Source organism: Ralstonia soli (assembly GCF_023955655.1).
In the GTDB taxonomy this organism is placed as follows: Bacteria; Pseudomonadota; Gammaproteobacteria; order Burkholderiales; family Burkholderiaceae; genus Ralstonia; species Ralstonia soli.
Genome location: NZ_JAMXHT010000008.1, coordinates 74,298 through 91,141 on the forward strand (window position 1 = coordinate 74,298; position 16,844 = coordinate 91,141).

Annotated in this window: 12 protein-coding genes; 7 read left to right on the plus strand and 5 right to left on the minus strand. The window is 66.7% G+C overall.

Translation table 11 applies throughout. The features are described from left to right. Nucleotides 1-34 precede the first annotated feature (34 nt). Nucleotides 35-1,507: a MocR-like pyridoxine biosynthesis transcription factor PdxR gene (gene pdxR, locus NG900_RS21175; protein WP_252683398.1), complete on the plus strand. Its 1,473-nt coding sequence runs from the start codon at nt 35-37 to the stop codon at nt 1,505-1,507. On the opposite strand, the gene NG900_RS21180 is transcribed toward pdxR, so the two are convergent. Together NG900_RS21180 and NG900_RS21185 are read right to left on the minus strand one after the other, a co-directional pair. Beyond that, nucleotides 1,508-2,176 carry an N-acetyltransferase gene (locus tag NG900_RS21180; protein ID WP_315862386.1) on the minus strand — a complete coding sequence of 223 codons (669 nt, stop codon included), beginning with the start codon at nt 2,174-2,176 and terminating at the stop codon, nt 1,508-1,510. Next, the gene (locus tag NG900_RS21185; RefSeq protein WP_252683399.1) at nt 2,173-3,039 is read right to left on the minus strand and encodes a hypothetical protein; all 867 of its coding nucleotides are present in this window, start codon (nt 3,037-3,039) and stop codon (nt 2,173-2,175) included. Before NG900_RS21185 ends, NG900_RS21180 begins: the two co-directional genes overlap by 4 nt. 677 nt (nt 3,040-3,716) lie before the next feature. Here NG900_RS21185 and NG900_RS21190 point away from each other — a divergent pair. Continuing rightward, entirely contained in the window at nt 3,717-7,277 is a 3,561-nt protein-coding gene (locus NG900_RS21190; RefSeq protein ID WP_252683401.1) for an indolepyruvate ferredoxin oxidoreductase family protein, read from the plus strand. A gap of 354 nt (nt 7,278-7,631) precedes the next feature. On the opposite strand, the gene sbcB is transcribed toward NG900_RS21190, so the two are convergent. Then, a complete protein-coding gene (sbcB, locus tag NG900_RS21195; RefSeq protein WP_252683403.1) occupies nt 7,632-9,080 on the minus strand; it encodes an exodeoxyribonuclease I in 1,449 nt (482 codons plus the stop codon). Nucleotides 9,081-9,211: 131 nt separating this feature from the next. On the opposite strand from sbcB, the gene NG900_RS21200 reads away from it, so the two are divergent. After that, nucleotides 9,212-10,207: a 2-hydroxyacid dehydrogenase gene (locus NG900_RS21200; protein WP_252683405.1), complete on the plus strand. Its 996-nt coding sequence runs from the start codon at nt 9,212-9,214 to the stop codon at nt 10,205-10,207. 203 nt (nt 10,208-10,410) lie between these two features. Continuing rightward, nucleotides 10,411-11,508, plus strand: coding sequence for an FUSC family protein (locus NG900_RS21205; protein WP_252683407.1), 1,098 nt, complete (start codon nt 10,411-10,413; stop codon nt 11,506-11,508). Between the two features lie 59 nt (nt 11,509-11,567). Here NG900_RS21205 and NG900_RS21210 read toward each other — a convergent pair whose 3' ends face one another. Next, nucleotides 11,568-12,185 carry an HD domain-containing protein gene (locus NG900_RS21210; protein WP_252683409.1) on the minus strand — a complete coding sequence of 206 codons (618 nt, stop codon included), beginning with the start codon at nt 12,183-12,185 and terminating at the stop codon, nt 11,568-11,570. Nucleotides 12,186-12,348: 163 nt separating this feature from the next. Between NG900_RS21210 and NG900_RS21215 the strand changes: the two genes are divergently transcribed. From NG900_RS21215 to NG900_RS21225, 3 genes are all read left to right on the plus strand, one after another. Next, nucleotides 12,349-13,047, plus strand: coding sequence for a Crp/Fnr family transcriptional regulator (locus tag NG900_RS21215; protein WP_252683411.1), 699 nt, complete (start codon nt 12,349-12,351; stop codon nt 13,045-13,047). A 92-nt stretch (nt 13,048-13,139) separates the two neighbouring features. Continuing rightward, nucleotides 13,140-14,390: an MFS transporter gene (locus NG900_RS21220; RefSeq protein WP_252683413.1), complete on the plus strand. Its 1,251-nt coding sequence runs from the start codon at nt 13,140-13,142 to the stop codon at nt 14,388-14,390. A 181-nt stretch (nt 14,391-14,571) separates the two neighbouring features. Next, on the plus strand, nt 14,572-15,384 hold the full coding sequence (locus NG900_RS21225; RefSeq protein ID WP_252683415.1) for a ferritin-like domain-containing protein: 813 nt from the start codon (nt 14,572-14,574) through the stop codon (nt 15,382-15,384). Between the two features lie 84 nt (nt 15,385-15,468). On the opposite strand, the gene NG900_RS21230 is transcribed toward NG900_RS21225, so the two are convergent. Further along, nucleotides 15,469-16,575 carry a porin gene (locus NG900_RS21230; protein WP_252683416.1) on the minus strand — a complete coding sequence of 369 codons (1,107 nt, stop codon included), beginning with the start codon at nt 16,573-16,575 and terminating at the stop codon, nt 15,469-15,471. Between the last annotated feature and the right edge of the window lie 269 nt (nt 16,576-16,844).

The window sequence follows — 16,844 nt, forward strand, 5'->3', positions numbered from 1 at the left end:
TAGACCCACCAAAATGCAGAACCTTGGAGCCACGATGGACTACGGCGTCTTGCTGTCGAACTACGAGCGCACTGCGGCACGCAGCAACGTCGATGGCACACGCACGTCGCAACAGCATCGCCTGTATGCCTGCCTGCGGGCGGCCATCCTGAGCGGACAGATCGAGGAAGGCACACGTCTGGCGCCGTCGCGCACGCTGGCCGAGGAGCTGGGCATTGCGCGCAACTCGGTGCTGTACGCGTATGAGCAGCTCGCTGCGGAAGGCTTTGTACTCAGCCGGCGCCAGGGCACGGTGGTGGCGCGCGTGGGCCTGCAGCAGACGCCGGTGCAGGCGCCGGAAGCTCCGCCGGTGCTGTCACGCCGCGCGCGCGATCTGGAGCGCCCACGCGGCGAGATGAGCGACCTGCTGCCCTTCCTGCCCGGCACGCCCGCGCTGGATGCGTTTCCGCTCTCGCAATGGCGCCGCTGCATGGAGCGCGGATGGCGCGCCATCGGCCCCGGCCAGATGGGCTACGGCCCGGTGGAAGGCAACGTCGCCCTGCGGCAAGCGGTGGCGGAATACCTGCGCGTCTCGCGCGGAGTGCGCTGCGATGCGGGGCAGGTGTTCATCACCGACGGCACGCAGAACAGCCTCGACATGTGCGCCCGCACCCTGGCCGATGCGGGCGACATCGCCTGGATCGAGAACCCCGGCTACTACGGCGCACGTGCCGCACTGCAGGCGGCCGACCTGCGCCTCGTGCCGATCGGCGTGGATGTCGACGGCCTTGCCCCGCGCGAGGCAGACTGGCGCGACACCGCGCCCAAGCTCATCTACATCACGCCGTCGCACCAGTACCCGCTGGGCGCGGTGATGAGCCTGGAACGGCGCCTCGCGTTGATCCAGCATGCGCGCGCAGCCGGCGCGTGGATCATCGAAGACGATTACGACAGCGAATTCCGCCACACGGGGGCGCCGCTCTCTGCGGTGCAGGGGCTGACCGAAGATGCGCCGGTCATCTACCTCGGCACGTTCAGCAAGATGCTATTCCCGGCGCTGCGCCTGGGCTACATGGTGGTGCCGCCCGCGCTGGCGCCCGTGCTGCGCAAGACGGCGGGCGCGTTGATGCTGCGCGGGCGCGTGGCCGAGCAGCTCGCACTGGCGGAGTTCATCGAGGCGGGGCATTTCACACGGCACCTGCGGCGCATGCGGCGCCTGTACGGCGAGCGGCGTGATGCACTGCAAGCCGCCATCGAGCGACATCTGGATGGCATCGTCACCGTGTCGGGTGGTGCGGGCGGCATGCATCTTTCCGCCCGGCTCGACGCGCCGGTGCCCGACACCGAGGTCAGCCGCGCCGCGCGCGAACACGGGATGGTGCTGCGGCCGCTGTCGCGCTTCTGCCTGCCCGGCACGTTCACCCCGCAGTACAACGGCCTGGTGCTCGGGTACGGCAACGTGCCCGCCGAGGCGATGGACGGGTTGGTGATGCGCATGCGCGACGTGATCGAAGCGGTCGCTGGTTGATCAGACGACCATCCTCGTGGCGGCGGCCAGTTCAGCCAGGCTCCAGCCTGTCCCCAGCAGCACGCGCCGCGTGTGCAAGTCCTCCAGCAGCACGGCATCGTCCACCTGCTCGCCCAGGTAGCGCAGGCGCTTGTCGCGCACCTCCACATAGCCAGATGGGTAGCGCCTGGCGAGCGACTGCCACACCCCGTGCACCCCGACGGACTGACGCGCGCCGCTCATCAGACACATCCCCCCGTCGAGCGCGCGCCGGAATACGGTCGAGGCCAACCCGCGCCGCTGGTACGCCAACGCGTACTTCGAGTGCGGCGCACGCAGATAGCGATCCGCGCGCTTGTCCAATTCAATCAAGCGGTTGAAGACCGTGTAGCCGGCCAGGCGCCGCGCCGCCACGTCTTCGACATAGACATAGGTCTCGCCATCGGCCTCGCGCGTGTGGATGCGGAAACCCGGCAAGGTGCCGTCGTCGAAGGTCATGCCGTGCAGCGGCGTGCCGGGCGTTTGCATGCGTTCATACAGCGCGTCGAGTTCGCGCTCGATGTCGTCGTTGTTGAAGTCGACGTCCGTGCGCAGGCCGAGCGGCTGCAGCCACTCGCGCAGCGATTGCACCATCGATGCCAACGTCGGCAACGCTGGTGGCGGCATGGGCAGGGTCGGTACGGCGCTCATGCCGCCTCCGCCCAGTAACCGCTGATGAGCCGCGCCGGCGGCTCGGCGGCACGGATGCGCGCGCTCGCGGGCCAGTCGTCCATGCGCACGTTCAGGCCCGCGTGGATGCCGTAGCCCGGCCCGGCGAGGATTACGCCGCCGGCCTCGACGCCTTCGCCCACGCGGATCGCGCCGCCCGCCTCGACATCGCCGCCCGCCCTGATACCCCAGTCCGCTTCGAGGTGTGTGCCGACGCGCAGGTCGCCGCCAGCCAGGATGCCGTTGCCGCTCACGATGCCGGCCTCGCAGCTCACCTCACCGCCCGCGCGCAGGCCCTTGCCGCAGCGCACGTTGCCGCGCGCGGCCAGCGCCTCGCCGATCAGCAGGTCGGCCGCGACCTCGATGTCGGCATCGCAATGCAGGTCGCGGTGCACGCGCGCCACGCCGCCGCAGTGCAGCGCTCCGGTGGCGGTGAGGGTCCAGCCGACGCGCAGGTCGCCGCCCACGTGCACGGCGCCGTCGCAGTAAAGGCCAGCCTTGGCTTCGAGATTGCCGCCAGTGGTGATCGACGTGCCGGCACGGACGCCACCGCCCGCGCGGATGGCCTGCCCAGCGCGCAACAAGCCGTCGACGTGGATGCCGTGGCGCACAAGGATCGTGCCCGCAAAGACGAGCGCATCGGCCTCGATGGCGTCGGCTTCGAGCACGGCATCAGTCGGGCCGAAGTTGTCGAGCAGCCAGATCGCGTCGGTGATGCGGCCCTCGCGCACGAGGCTGTCGAGCAGGTGTTGGTAGTCGGTGCCGTTGTGGCGGTTGCGGATGTACCAGCGGTAGCCATCCGCGCAAGGCCGCTTGGCCTTGACGAAGTTCTGCGTGAGTTCCATGGCGATTCCTGCGCCGCCATAGCGAGTCGTGTCCGGCAATGGCGGGCGAACCGGTGCCGGCGCATGTCAGCACCAGACCGGAGTTGAAGAGGAAAGCGAAAGCGGAGGGTGCCGTGCGGAGCGGGTGTGCCAGCTGGGGCTACGCCCCGCACGGCTTACGAAAGCCGGGCGAGCAGGAAGTGCCGGAGGGCCGCGTGCGTGGGCGGCAGGTCATGCGCGGCCGCGCAATGCACGCGCGCGCAGGCTGCCGGCGAAGCTTGCCGGTGCTGGATGCGGGTGGATTGGGGGCGGCGCATGGTCTGGAAAGGAGGCATTCAAGATGGAGCGGCGCAGGATGGCGGCGGCGACCCCGAAAGTCCAGTGGCAAGGTGACGCACGCGCTGCTTCTTGACGCAAGTTTGCCAATACCCGGCGCTTCAACCGGCCGGCCTGCGCGTTTCGCGTGCACCGCAGCATGTGCCCGAACGACTCAGCCAATGCGCCACATCTGTGCCGAAAACGCCGCAACCTCGGGAAAACCCACCCCCATTCTTGCTGCGTTGCATGGTGTTGCGAGTGTCACGCGATGCTACGATGCGGCGATCCATCGCTGTCTGCCAGTTTCCACAAGAAGCGGCGCAGGCAGCATCAAAAGAGACCTGTTGTCGGTGATCCCGGCACACCCACACGGAGCACGCATGAATGCCCCTCTGAACGACGCGCTACGCCGCGCGCTCGAAACCGTTTCCCTGGACGACAAGTACACGCTCGAGCGTGGCCGCATCTATATCAGCGGCACGCAGGCACTGGTTCGCTTGCCGATGCTGCAGCAGGAGCGCGACCGCGCCGCTGGGCTCAATACGGCAGGCTTCATCTCCGGCTACCGCGGCTCGCCGCTGGGTGCGCTGGACCAAGCGTTGTGGAAGGCCAAGAAGCATCTGGCCGGGCACAACATCGTCTTCCAGGCGGGGCTCAATGAAGACCTGGCCGCCACGGCGGTCTGGGGCTCGCAGCAGGTCAATCTGTATCCGAACGCCAAGTTCAGCGGCGTGTTCGGCATGTGGTACGGCAAGGGCCCGGGTGTGGACCGCACGATCGACGTGTTCAAGCACGCCAACTCGGCCGGCTCGTCCGCGCACGGCGGGGTGCTGGTGCTGGCGGGCGATGACCACGCCGCCAAGTCGTCCACGCTGGCGCACCAGTCGGAGCACGTCTTCAAGGCGGCCGGCATTCCGGTGCTGTATCCGTCCAACGTGCAGGAGTACCTCGACTACGGCCTGCACGGCTGGGCGATGAGCCGCTACTCCGGCCTGTGGGTGTCGATGAAGTGCGTGACGGACGTGGTGGAATCGTCCGCCTCGGTGGATGTCGACCCGCACCGCGCCGAGATCATCCTGCCCGAAGATTTCATCATGCCGCAGGGCGGCCTCAACATCCGCTGGCCCGATCCGCCGCTGGTACAGGAAGCCCGCCTGCTGGACTACAAGTGGTACGCCGGCCTGTCGTACGTGCGTGCCAACAAGCTCGACCGCGTGGTGATGGATTCGCCGCAAGCGCGCTTCGGCATCATGACCGCCGGCAAGGCGTACCTGGACGTACGCCAGGCGCTGGTCGACCTCGGCCTGGACGAGGAAACCTGCCGCCGCATCGGCATCCGCCTGTACAAGGTCGGCTGCGTATGGCCGCTCGAAGCGCACGGCGCGCGCGCCTTTGCCGAAGGGCTGCAAGAGATTCTGGTGGTGGAAGAAAAGCGCCAGATCCTCGAATACCAACTGAAGGAAGAGCTGTACAACTACCGCGACGACGTCCGTCCGCGCGTGTACGGCAAGTTTGATGAGAAGGACAACGCCGGCGGCGAATGGTCGGTGCCGATGGCCAACTGGCTGCTGCCGGCGCACTACGAGCTGTCGCCGGCGCTGATCGCCCGTGCCATCGCCACGCGGCTGGAGAAGTTCGAGCTGCCGTCGGATGTGCGCGCGCGCATTGCCTCGCGCATCGCCATCATCGACGCCAAGGAGAAGGCGCTCGCCAAGCCGCGCATCACCGCCGAGCGCAAGCCGTGGTTCTGCTCGGGCTGCCCGCACAACACGTCGACCAACGTGCCGGAAGGCTCGCGCGCGCTGGCCGGCATCGGCTGCCACTACATGACCGTGTGGATGGACCGCCGCACAGACACCTTCAGCCAGATGGGCGGCGAAGGCGTGGCATGGATCGGCCAGATGCCGTTCTCGGGCGACCAGCACGTGTTCGCCAACCTGGGCGATGGCACGTACTACCACTCGGGCCTGCTGGCGATTCGCGCCTCCATCGCGGCCAAGGTGAACATCACCTACAAGATCCTCTACAACGATGCGGTGGCCATGACCGGCGGCCAGCCGGTGGACGGCCCGCTGTCGGTGCCGCAGATTGCCGCGCAGGTGCATGCCGAAGGCACGTCGCGCATCGTCATCGTCACGGACGAGCCTGAGAAGTACAACGCGGCCATCAAGCTGCCCGAAGGCGTGACCGTGCACCACCGCGATCGCCTGGACGCCATCCAGCGCGAGCTGCGCGAGGTGCAAGGCACCAGCATCCTGATCTACGACCAGACCTGCGCGACGGAGAAGCGCCGCCGCCGCAAGCGCGGCACGATGGCCGATCCGGCACGCCGCGCGTTCATCAATGACGCGGTGTGTGAAGGCTGCGGCGATTGCTCGGTCAAGTCGAATTGCCTGTCGGTCGAGCCGCTGGAAACGGAGCTGGGCACCAAGCGCAAGATCAACCAGTCGTCGTGCAACAAGGATTTCTCGTGCGTGAACGGCTTCTGCCCGAGCTTTGTGACGGCCGAAGGCGCACAGGTGCGCAAGCCCGAGTCGCGCGGCGTGTCGATGAGCGACTTGCCGCTGCTGCCGCATCCTGAGCTGCCCGCCATCCAGCGCGCGTACGGCGTGCTGGTGACCGGCGTGGGCGGCACGGGCGTGGTAACCATCGGCGGCCTGCTCGGCATGGCCGCGCACATCGAAGGCAAGGGCGTGACCGTGCTCGACATGGCAGGCCTGGCGCAGAAGGGCGGCGCGGTGCTCTCGCACGTGCAGATCGGCGAGCGTCCGGATTCGATCCACGCCACGCGCATCGCCATGGGCGAAGCGGACCTGGTGATCGGCTGCGATGCGATCGTCTCGGCCTCGGACGAAGTGCTGTCGAAGGTGCAGCACGGCCAGACGCGCGCCATCGTCAACAGCGCGGCCTCGCCCACGGCGGACTTCATCAAAAACCCGAACTGGCGCTTCCCGGGCAGCTCGGCCGAGGCGGACATCCGCGCGGCCGTGGGTGATGCCTGCGCGTTTGAAGACGCCAGCACGCTGGCCGTGCGCCTGCTGGGCGACGCGATCTTCACCAACCCGCTGGTGCTGGGCTTTGCGTGGCAGAAGGGCTGGATTCCGCTGACGTACGACGCGCTCCTCCGCGCGATCGAACTCAACGGCGTGGCGGTCGAGAAGAACAAGACCGCGTTCGAATGGGGCCGCCACTTGGCACAAGACCGCGATGCGGTGCTCAAGCTGGCCGACGATGCGCCGCGTGCCAAAGCGGACGTGATCGCCCTGCCCTCGCTCGATACGCTCATCGCCCGCCGCGTCGATCTGCTGACCGCGTACCAGAACGCTGCCTACGCTGCTGAGTTCCGCAGCGTGGTCGAGCGCGTGCGCGCAGCGGAAACGGCGGTGGTCGGTGCCGGCCAAGCGCTCACGCTCACGGAAGCCGTGGCACGCAACCTGTCGAAGCTGATGGCGTACAAGGACGAATACGAAGTCGCCCGCCTGTACACCGATCCGGCCTTCCTCGACAAGCTGCGCGCGCAGTTTGAAGGCGAACCCGGCCGCGACTACCAGCTCAACTTCTGGCTCGCGCCGCCCATGACGGCCAAGCGCGACGAGAAGGGCCACCTGGTCAAGCAACGCTTCGGCCCGAACACGATGCGCATCTTCAAGCTGCTGGCCAAGCTCAAAGGCCTGCGCGGCACGGCGTTCGACGTGTTCGGCAAGACCGAAGAGCGCCGCACCGAGCGCGCGCTGATCGGCGAATACCGTGCGCTGGTGGATGAGTTGGTAAAGGGGCTGAACGCGCAGAAGCTGGCGCAGGCCGTGGAACTGGCACGTCTGCCGGAAGACATCCGCGGCTTCGGCCATGTGAAGGAGGCCAACCTGGCCGCCGCACGCATCCGCTGGAACAAGCTGCTCGCGCAGTGGCGTGATCCGGCAGGGGCGCAGCGCGCAGCCTGATCGGTCAAAGTCTCAAGAAGGGGCGCGCAGGACGCGGCGCTCCACGAAGGCGGCTCTCGGAGCGCCGGCAGCGGGTCTTTCAGAGCCAACGCCGGGTCTCAGAGCGTCGCCTTCGGGTCTTTAAGCGCCAGCACTGGCACTCCACACACCCACCGGCGACGCTTTGAGAGCGAGCCGTGGGTCTTTAAGAGCCAGCGCCCGGGTCTTTGAGAGCCAGCGCCGATTCTCGGAGTGTCGGCATCGGCTCTGGGAGCGTCGACAGTGGGTCTCAGGAGAGCCAGCATCGGGTCTTTGGGACTCGACAGTGGCTCCCACGGTGCCAACACCGGCACTCGCGAAGTCAGCGGCGGAGGCTTAGCCCGGCACGATCTGCTGCGCGTAGTCGTACAGGTCTTGCAGGAGGCGCTGCGCGCGGGTGTCGCCTTTCTCCGTGGCTTCCGCGCCCAGTTGTTGGAGCCGCTCGCCGAAGGCTTCGAACGTCAGGTAACCGCCGTTGCCCTCGAACAGGCGCTCGGCGCGCAACTGCTCCCACTGCTCGTATTCCTCTTCGCTGAGCGTGTCGGGGAAGTTGCGTGCGCGGTAGTGGAACAGCAGTTCCGGCAGGCGCGCATCGGCGAAATCCGGATGCAACTGCGCGAGCTGCTCGCCGCTGAGCGTGCGCAGTTCGTTCAGCGTGCGGCGGTCGTCGTTGCTGACGAAGCCGCCGTAGAGGTTCTGGTCGACATCGTCGATGGGCTCCAGCTCGCGGGCGTAGACCTGGCGCCAGGTTTCGCGCATATCGGGCGCGGCCTGGGCGATGGCGGCGTGGCGGTCAATGGTGGCGAAGTCGATGCCCCAGCGCTCGGCCTGCGCGGGCTGCAGCGTCTTCAGGTTGCCGATGACGATGGGCGACTTGTTGATGTGGATCGACTTGATCGGCAGGCGCGTGGTGCCCTCGGCCAGATCGGCAGTGCGCGTGAACATGCGCTCGCGGATCGTGGCGACATCCATGTCGAACAGCTCCGACGGATCGAACGCGAGGTCCCACACGATCAGCTCGTTCTTGTTGGTCGGGTGCCCACCCAGCGGCCAGACGACAGCCATGCAGCCGCGCTCCACGCCGTACATGCCGGAGATGTGCAGCAGCGGGCGTGGCGCGTTGCCAATCTCGGCTACCACGCGGTCTTTCTTGCGCAGCGCCAGGCAGAAGTCGAACAGGCGCGGCTGTGCGTTGCGGATCAGGCGCGCCAGCGCGATCGTCGCGCGCACGTCGGATACCGCATCGTGCGCGGCTTCGTGCACCAGGCCGTTGGCCTTGGACAGATGCTCAAGCTTGAAGCTCGGCCTGCCGTCTTCGTGTTTCGGCCATTGGATGCCTTCGGGCCGCAGCGCCCACGTGGTGCGCACCACGTCGAGCAAATCCCACCGCCCGCATTCGTTCTGCCACTCGCGGGCGTACGGGTCGATCAGGTTGCGCCAGAACAGGTGGCGCGTCACCTCGTCATCAAAGCGGATGGTGTTGTAGCCGACGCCGATGGTGCCGGGCGTGCCCAGCTCGCGCTCGATGGCCTGCGCAAAGCGGTATTCCGGGATGCCCTGCCTGGCGCACTGCTGCGGCGTGATACCGGTGATCAGGCACGACACCGGGTCGGGCAGCCAGTCGTTGGAGGGCTGGCAGAACAGCTCGACCGGCTCGCCGATCTCGTTGAGTTCGGCATCGGTGCGGATGCCCGCAAACTGGGCCGGGCGGTCACGGCGCGGCACGGCGCCGAAGGTTTCGTAGTCGTGCCAGAGGAAGGTCTGGCTAACGGGTGAAGGGGGCAAGGCGGTGGCTCGCTGGAAAAGGCAAAAGATGCCGGCATGCTAACAGCCCAGCCGGCCGGGCCGCGCAAACCCGGCCTGGGGCGGGAGTAAGCTAGTGCGGTCGCCCACTTGCCCCACGCGCCCGAGCCACCATGCGCATCCTCTTCTTCAGCAGCCACCGTTATGACGAAGACAGCTTCCGCGCCGCACAAGCGCGCGGTGGCCACAGCTTCGACCTTGTCTTCCAGCGCGCGCATCTCGACGCGCATACGGCACCGCTCGCCACCGGCTTCGAGGTGGTCTGCCCATTCGTGAACGACTCGCTCAGCGCCGAGGTGCTGGTCGCCCTGGCTGCCGGCGGCACGCGCCTGATCGCACTGCGCTCGGCGGGCTTCAACCATGTCGATCTGGCGGCGGCGCAGCGCCTGGGGCTGACGGTGGTGCGCGTGCCTGCCTATTCGCCGCATGCGGTGGCCGAGCACGCGGTCGGCATGATCCTCACGCTCAATCGTCGGCTGCACCGCGCCTGCAATCGCACGCGCGAGGGCGATTTCTCGCTGGATGGGCTGCTCGGTTTCGACCTGGCTGGCAAGACCGTCGGCGTGGTCGGCACCGGGCAGATCGGGCAGGTGTTCGCGCGCATCATGGCGGGCTTCGGGTGCCAGGTGCTGGCGTTCGATCCATTCCCGCAGGCGGCGCTCACGGCGCTGGGCGTGCGTTATGTGCCGCTGCCGGACTTGCTGGCGCAGTCCGACATCGTCAGCCTGCACTGCCCGCTCAATGCCGACACACACCACCTGATCGACGCCAGCGCCATCGCCAGCATGAAGACCGGCGCCATGCTCATCAACACGAGCCGCGGCGGCCTGGTCGACAGCCCCGCGCTGATCGATGCACTCAAGACCGGCCAGCTCGGCCACCTCGGGCTGGATGTGTATGAAGAAGAAGCCGACCTCTTCTTCGAGGACCGCTCCGCCGATGTGCTGCAGGACGATGTGTTCGCGCGGCTGCTGACGTTTCCCAACGTGATCGTCACCGCGCATCAGGCGTTCTTTACGCGCGAGGCGCTGGCGGGCATTGCCGATACGACGCTCGCCAACGTTGCGGCATGGGCGGCGGGGGCGCCGATCAATGTCGTGAAACCTTAGCTGCGATGGCGGATCAGCGGCGTGCCTTCCCATCGACACAGACGGTGTTCGCGGCCCGGCGGTCTCGGACATGGCAGGATTCCTGCAATACCTAGGGGAAACCCGATGTCGCCAACGCGCAGCCGCACCGCATCGGGGCATCGACACCCGCTTGGCGCCGCTGCAGTGCAATTGGCGCCCCAGCCCCAAACGTTAGCGCCGCAATGCCGACTTCCATCCGCCTCCATCGCCCCTTGAGACTCCCCGCCCCCTTTCTTTCCGCGCTCCGGCTGGTACGCGATCCGCACCGGCGCTATCACCATGCGCGCGTCATCCATGCGACGCGGGTGAGCCTTGGCGTGCTGCTGTCGATCGTGGTGACGTCGGGGCTCGGTCTGCCGCACGGCGAATGGGCCACCATCTCGTTGTTGATCGTCATTGCCGGGCTGCAACACCACGGCAACATCCGCAAGCGCGCGGCCGAGCGGGCCTGGGGCACGTTGATCGGCGCGCTGGCCGGTCTGTTGATCATCATTCAGCAGACCTGGCTCGGCCACCTGCCGCTCACCTACGCGCTGATGGCCTTGGCCTGCGGCGTCTGCGCCTACCACGCGATCGGCAAGGGGGGCTACATCGCCCTGCTGGCCGCCATTACGCTGGTCATCGTGGTGGGGCACGGCAACACCGATCTGCTCGAGGGTGCCTGGCGCACGCTCAATGTCCTGATCGGGATTGCGATTGCCCTGCTGTTCTCCTTTGCGCTGCCGCTGTATGCCACTTTCTCGTGGCGCTACCGGATGGCCGATGCGTTGCGCGAATGTGCCAAGGCCTATGCCGGTCTGCAGACGGCAGGCCGCACTGCCGATAGCGGGCGGCACGCACACCTCACGAAGCTCAACACGCTGCTGGTGCAATTGCGCTCGCTCATGCCGTCGGTCTCCAAGGAGATCGGTGTGCCGATCGATCGGCTCGACCGCATCCAGCGCAGTCTGCGCATCTGCATCAGCACGCTGGAGCTGCTCGATGCGGCACGCGCATCGTCGGGCGCTTCAGCCGAACACGCAGCGGCAGATGCAGTGTCAGCGGCGCAAGACCGGCGCTTGCGCGATACGCTCATCGGCATGTCCCGCGCGCTCAGGTTCGGTACGGTGACACGCCTGGCGCACGACCGCGCAGCGGGCGCCCCTGTGGACAACTCGACGGCAACCAGCCGGCCCGCGCCGCTCTCTGCCGAAGGCGCACTGGCGCAGCGCTTTGCCAGCGAAGTCGAGCACCTGCGCGGCGAGCTCCTGGCCATCGCACCGCAGTGGAACATCGGCTGAACGCAGCGACGGCCCATCCGACAAGGCAAACAGACCGACGGGCAAAGCCCCGCCAGCGCTCAGGCGGCTTTCGGCTTGGACAGCTCGCTTTCGCCTTCCTTCACATAGATGGAGTTGCGCGGCTTAGCCAGCACGCGGCGCACCATCGGCTCGAAGAACGACAGCGGCAGGTTGTCGTAGTCCGCCATGAAGGCGGCGCCGTCGTATTTGGCGCAGAACTCGGCGGTGCGCTCGAACAGCTCGGGCTGGCTGCGGTACTGCTCACGCAGGTTGCGGTCCAGGCCCAGGTGGTGGAAGAAGTAGTAGCCCTGGAAGATGCCGTGCTTCTCGACCATCCACAGGTTCTCGGGGCTGACGAACGGCTTGAGGATGGCGGCGGCGATGTCCGGGTGGTTGAAGCTGCCGAGCGTATCGCCGATGTCGTGCAGCAGCGCGCAGACCACGTATTCCTCATCCCGGCCGTCGCGGTGCGCCAGCGTGGCGGTCTGCAGCGAGTGGGCGAGGCGGTCGATCGGGAAGCCGCCGCAGTCGCCGTCGAGCAGCTTCAGGTGCGCGAGCACGCGGTCGGGCAGCGCCCGGGCGAACGGCACGAATTCAGCCGAGATGGCGGCCCAGTCTTCGCGCGTGCCGCGCTCCATATGGGAAAACGTTGCGTGCGGGGCGGTGTGTTGCGTCATGAGGTGTCTCCTTCGTCGCCTGAATGGTCTCCAGGGTGTCATCGATGCCGCGTCATATGAACGTCCGGGCGCGCAGCTTGTGGGGCATTCTCTGCCCGGGCCTTGCGTGCAGACTGTCAAGCGTTTGACAATGCCCCGTCCGCCTTCGCCGCATCCTGCTGCCATGTCTGCCGAAGCTTCCCGCGCCCACCCTGCCCCCACGCCCGCCCAGCTTGCGCAGGGCTGGCTGCGCGACGCCCCCGCCGACCTGCTGGCCGAGATTGCCCCCACCACACGCCTCGTCACCTACCCCGACGGCGAGTGCATCCACCTGCACGGTGACCCGGCGCAGGGCATGTTCCTGATCGTGCGGGGCCGGGTACGCATCAGCCGCACGACGGGTGCCGGCAGTGAACTCGTCTACAGCGTGCTGCGCGCGGGCGAATGGTTTGGCGAGATCGCACTCATCGACGGCGGCGGCCGCACGCACAGCGCCCATGCGCAGGGGTCGACCACGCTCATCCTGCTCGGCAGCGCAGCGTTCACGCGCATCGTCGACGGGTATCCGGCCAGCCGATGGGCGCTGATGCAGCAGCTCTGTGAGCGCATTCGCCTGATCTTCGACGAGGTGGAGCACGCCAGCGAGATGCCCGCCGAGGCCCGTCTCGCGCAACGCCTGCTGCTGCTCGCCCGCACGGGTGACGGTCACATGGTGGCCGCCAGCAACGAAGAGCTCGGCCGCATGCTGGCGCGCTCGCGGCAGACGATCTCCAAGTACCTGCAGGCGTGGCAGCGCGCGGGCTGGGTCCGGTGCCACTACCGGGGCGTCGAGATCGTCGATGCAGCGGCTTTGCGCATGCTGATCGGCAACACCCCCTCCTGACGGAGCCCCGCGGAGGGGGCACGCGCGCTCGGGGCATGCGCCAATAGAATGGTTTTTTGCTGCGCGCGGCGCTGGCCGCCCTCACCTGCCCCATGACCCCCATGTTCTCGCCGGGCTCGCCCGAAGGCCGGCGCCTTGTGTTGCTGCTCGGCCTGGCCCAGATGGTCTCGTGGGGCACGCTGTACTTCACCTTCACCGTGTTTCTTGCGCCGATGCACGACGCGCTCGGCTGGACACGGCCGTTTCTGGCGGGCGGCTTTTCGCTGGGGCTCCTGGTGTGGGCGCTGTGCTCGTTCTGGGTCGGGCGCGCGCTGGATCGCTGGCCGGCGCGCCGTGTGATGGGCGCGGGCACCGTCCTGGCAGCAGGCAGCCTGCTGGCCTGGTCGCTCGTCTCCGGTGAGACGGCCTTCCTGCTGCTCTGGCTGCCGATGGGCGTGGCCATGGCGACCACGCTCTACGACCCCGCCTTCGTCGTGCTGCGCCAGGCGTTTGGTGATGCCTACCAGCGGCCCATCATCGGCCTCACGCTGATCGCGGGGTTCTCCAGCACGCTGTGCATTCCGCTCGCGCAATGGGGCGTCGAGCACATCGGCTGGCGGCACACGCTGCAGGTGTTTGCGCTGGCGCATGTGCTGATCTGCCTGCCGATCCATGCGAGGCTGCGCGTGCGGCCACCCGCGCATGCGCCGGCTGCGGCGGTCGACCCGGCCGCACCGGTGCACGCATCGGCGTGGCGGATGGCACTGCGCATGCCGGTGTTCTGGGCGGTGGTGCTGGCCTTCGTGGCCGTCAGCCTGATCGCCACGGTGCTGGGCGCGCACCTGATTCCACTGTTGACGGAGAAAGGCGTGCCGACCGGCCGGCAGTTGCTGATCGCCGCACTCATCGGCCCTGCGCAGGTGCTCGGCCGGCTGGCGATGATGCGCTCGCGCCCCGCGCACCCGGTACGCATCGCGCCGTGGACGTACCTCGCCATGGCAGCGGGGCTTGCCTTGCTCGCACTCTCCAGCGGCCCGCTGCTGCTGGTGTTCGCACTCGTGTACGGCGCGGCCAACGGCATCAACACGATGGTGCGAGCGATTGCCATGCCGGAGCTGGTCTCGCGCAGCCAGTACGCCACGCTCAACGGCCTGATGATGACGCCGGTGCTGCTTGCGCAGGCCAGCGCGCCCTGGCTCGGCGCCTTGTTGTGGCGGGCCACCGGCGGCTACGCGGCGGTCGAATGGGCGATGGTGGCGGCTGCGTTCATCGCGCTCGCAGCCTTCACCTATGCCTTGCGGCACGCGCAGGCACGCACCGTACCCACTGCTGCGGCACGTGGCGAGGTGACGCAATCGCCATAATGTTTTCGGCACTTTGTACGCAGAAGATTGCTTTTAGGAACCTTTTCACGCGCAAATCTGTCTTGAATCCTGAGACGTGATGTTTCATTCTCGTAAGAGGCGGCCCGGTTTTTGCGAAACCGTCAACGGAGGAAGCGCCGTGTCACAGGCTCATCTGGAAACAGCATCTGCGAGTGAACGCATGCCGTGGTCGATCCAGGAGATCGCCTACGGCAGCATCGACACCGCCCGCGTGCGCGAGAACCGCACGCTGTTCTATCTGGTCGCCAGCGCCTCGTTCATCGAGAGCGGCTCGGATCTCTACGCCGGCAATCTCGCCCAGTACTACGCCGACCGTCCTGAAACCGCACACTGGCTGATCGCCCACTGGGAGCGCGAAGAGCTCCAGCACGGCCGCGCGTTGCGCCGCTACGTCGAAACCGTGTGGCCCGAGTTCGATTGGGAACGCGGCTACGCCCGCTTCTTCGAGGAATACTCCGTCACGTGTTCGGTCGACCAGTTCGAGCCCACGCAGGCGCTGGAGATGGTCGCGCGCTGCGTGGTCGAAACCGGTACCGCCACGTTCTACCGCGCCATCGCCCAGGCTGCCGACGACGCCCGCGAGCCCGTGCTGCAAGACCTCGCCAGCCGCATCTCGGCCGACGAAGTGCGGCACTACAAACACTTCTATCGCTTCTTCAACGAATGCAACGCACACGAAGGCGTGGGCCGCGCACGCGTGCTCAAGGCGCTCGCCCTGCGCCTGCGCGAGATCAAGAACGAGGATTCGATGATCGCCCTGCGCAATGTGCTGCGCATCGAGCGCGATCAGAAAGACGTGCCCGAAGCCGACGTGCACGCACTCAACTCACAAGTAAGCGCGCTGGTGCGCGCCTACCTGCCGATCGATATGGCGGCCAAGATGCTGCTCAAGCCGCTGCGACTGCGCCCGGGATTCGAGCGTTCGATCCGGCCTCCGCTGGTGGCACTGGTGCGGCGGGTCATGCTGCACTAGGCCACTCGGCGTGTCGTACAGTGAGCGCCAATAAAAAAACCCGGGCCGAAGCCCGGGTTTTTGATCTAGCCGACTGGGTGTCGATTAGAACTTGTGGCGCAGACCAACCATGGCGCCCATCTGGTTGCTGCTTTCTGCCGGCGTGGTACCGACCGCTGGGGTGTACTGCACATCACCCATGCCTGCCACACCCAGGATCGAACCGCTGCTGTTCTTGGCATAAGCCAGGTTCAGGTAGGCGTCCGTACGCTTGGACAGGGCGTAATCGCTGCCGACCACGAACAGCCACGGGCTACCCACGTTGCTGCCCTTGTCTTGCTGGTAGTACGCGGCGCCCGTCAGGGACACCGCCGGCGTGGCTTGGTAGCCAGCGCCCAGCCAGTACAGGTTCGAGCGCACGTTAGGCAGGTTAGCCGCCAGGTAATCGGCACTCGCGTTGGACCAACGGTAGCCGGCAAACAGCTTGGCCGGACCAAATGCATAGGTGCCAGCCACGGTTGCGCGCTGTTGCTTGGCGCTCGTGTTGGGGATGAGGATGCCGCCGTTGCTGTTCGATTGGTCATACACCGCACCCACCGAGAAGGGGCCCGTGGCGTAGTTCACACCAGCGCTCCACTCACGGCCCACATGGTTGTTGCCAGCCACTTCTTGACCGTCGTTGCGCGTCGAGTACAGCCCCGAGGCCGTCAGGCCGCCGAACGTGCCTACGTACTTCACGGCGTTGTCGGCACGGCCGCCCATTGCCGGATCCTGCGACAGGATCGAGTAGCGCGAAGTCAGCGCCATCGGGTCGTACTTGGTCGTGAAGTCGTACAGCAGGTTCGTCTGGCGACCCAGGGTCAGTTGGCCCCACTGGCCTTGCAGGCCGACGTAAGCAGCACGGCCGAACAGGCGGCTATTGCCGTTGGCATCCAGCTGGGCCGACTTGCCGTCGTCGAGCGTGAAGCCGCTTTCCAGATTGAAGATGCCCTTCAGGCCACCGCCCAGGTCTTCAACACCACGCAGGCCCCAACGGGAACCCGTCATTTCGCTACCCGATTGCACGGCCGTGCGCGAGCCACCGTTGCCCGGGCCGTTGTTCACCCACTCAACGCCGGCGTCAACCGTACCGTACAGGGAGACGCTCGATTGCGCGAATGCGCCTGCCGAAACCAGGGATGCGGCAGCAGCCGCAAACAGCTTGATCTTCATATCGTTTTCCTTGAAAAACACCATCGCAAGGATTTGCGATCGACGGCCATTATGTATGCCGATAACGCGTGCCGAACAATGAAGCCGATTGCCCTGTGGTAAATATGAAACCTAAGCCTTGATCCATGAATTCAACATGCAAATCAATGACTTACACCGAATCAAACGCCACCGTAAGCATGCCTCACAAACACGTAATCCAATGCACCTCCACACGTAATCCAATGAAGCAACAAAATCATCAAATAAATTACGCAAATTAAAATATT

What these genes read in the sequence shown, in the direction of transcription:
- NG900_RS21190 (WP_252683401.1), top strand. Translation starts at nt 3,717, where the DNA reads ATGAATGCCCCTCTGAACGACGCGCTACGCCGCGCGCTCGAAACCGTT.
- NG900_RS21225 (WP_252683415.1), top strand. Translation starts at nt 14,572, where the DNA reads ATGCCGTGGTCGATCCAGGAGATCGCCTACGGCAGCATCGACACCGCC.
- NG900_RS21205 (WP_252683407.1), top strand. Translation starts at nt 10,411, where the DNA reads ATGCCGACTTCCATCCGCCTCCATCGCCCCTTGAGACTCCCCGCCCCC.
- NG900_RS21220 (WP_252683413.1), top strand. Translation starts at nt 13,140, where the DNA reads ATGACCCCCATGTTCTCGCCGGGCTCGCCCGAAGGCCGGCGCCTTGTG.
- NG900_RS21230 (WP_252683416.1), bottom strand. Translation starts at nt 16,575, where the DNA reads ATGAAGATCAAGCTGTTTGCGGCTGCTGCCGCATCCCTGGTTTCGGCA.
- NG900_RS21215 (WP_252683411.1), top strand. Translation starts at nt 12,349, where the DNA reads ATGTCTGCCGAAGCTTCCCGCGCCCACCCTGCCCCCACGCCCGCCCAG.
- NG900_RS21200 (WP_252683405.1), top strand. Translation starts at nt 9,212, where the DNA reads ATGCGCATCCTCTTCTTCAGCAGCCACCGTTATGACGAAGACAGCTTC.
- NG900_RS21180 (WP_315862386.1), bottom strand. Translation starts at nt 2,176, where the DNA reads ATGAGCGCCGTACCGACCCTGCCCATGCCGCCACCAGCGTTGCCGACG.
- NG900_RS21210 (WP_252683409.1), bottom strand. Translation starts at nt 12,185, where the DNA reads ATGACGCAACACACCGCCCCGCACGCAACGTTTTCCCATATGGAGCGC.
- pdxR (WP_252683398.1), top strand. Translation starts at nt 35, where the DNA reads ATGGACTACGGCGTCTTGCTGTCGAACTACGAGCGCACTGCGGCACGC.
- NG900_RS21185 (WP_252683399.1), bottom strand. Translation starts at nt 3,039, where the DNA reads ATGGAACTCACGCAGAACTTCGTCAAGGCCAAGCGGCCTTGCGCGGAT.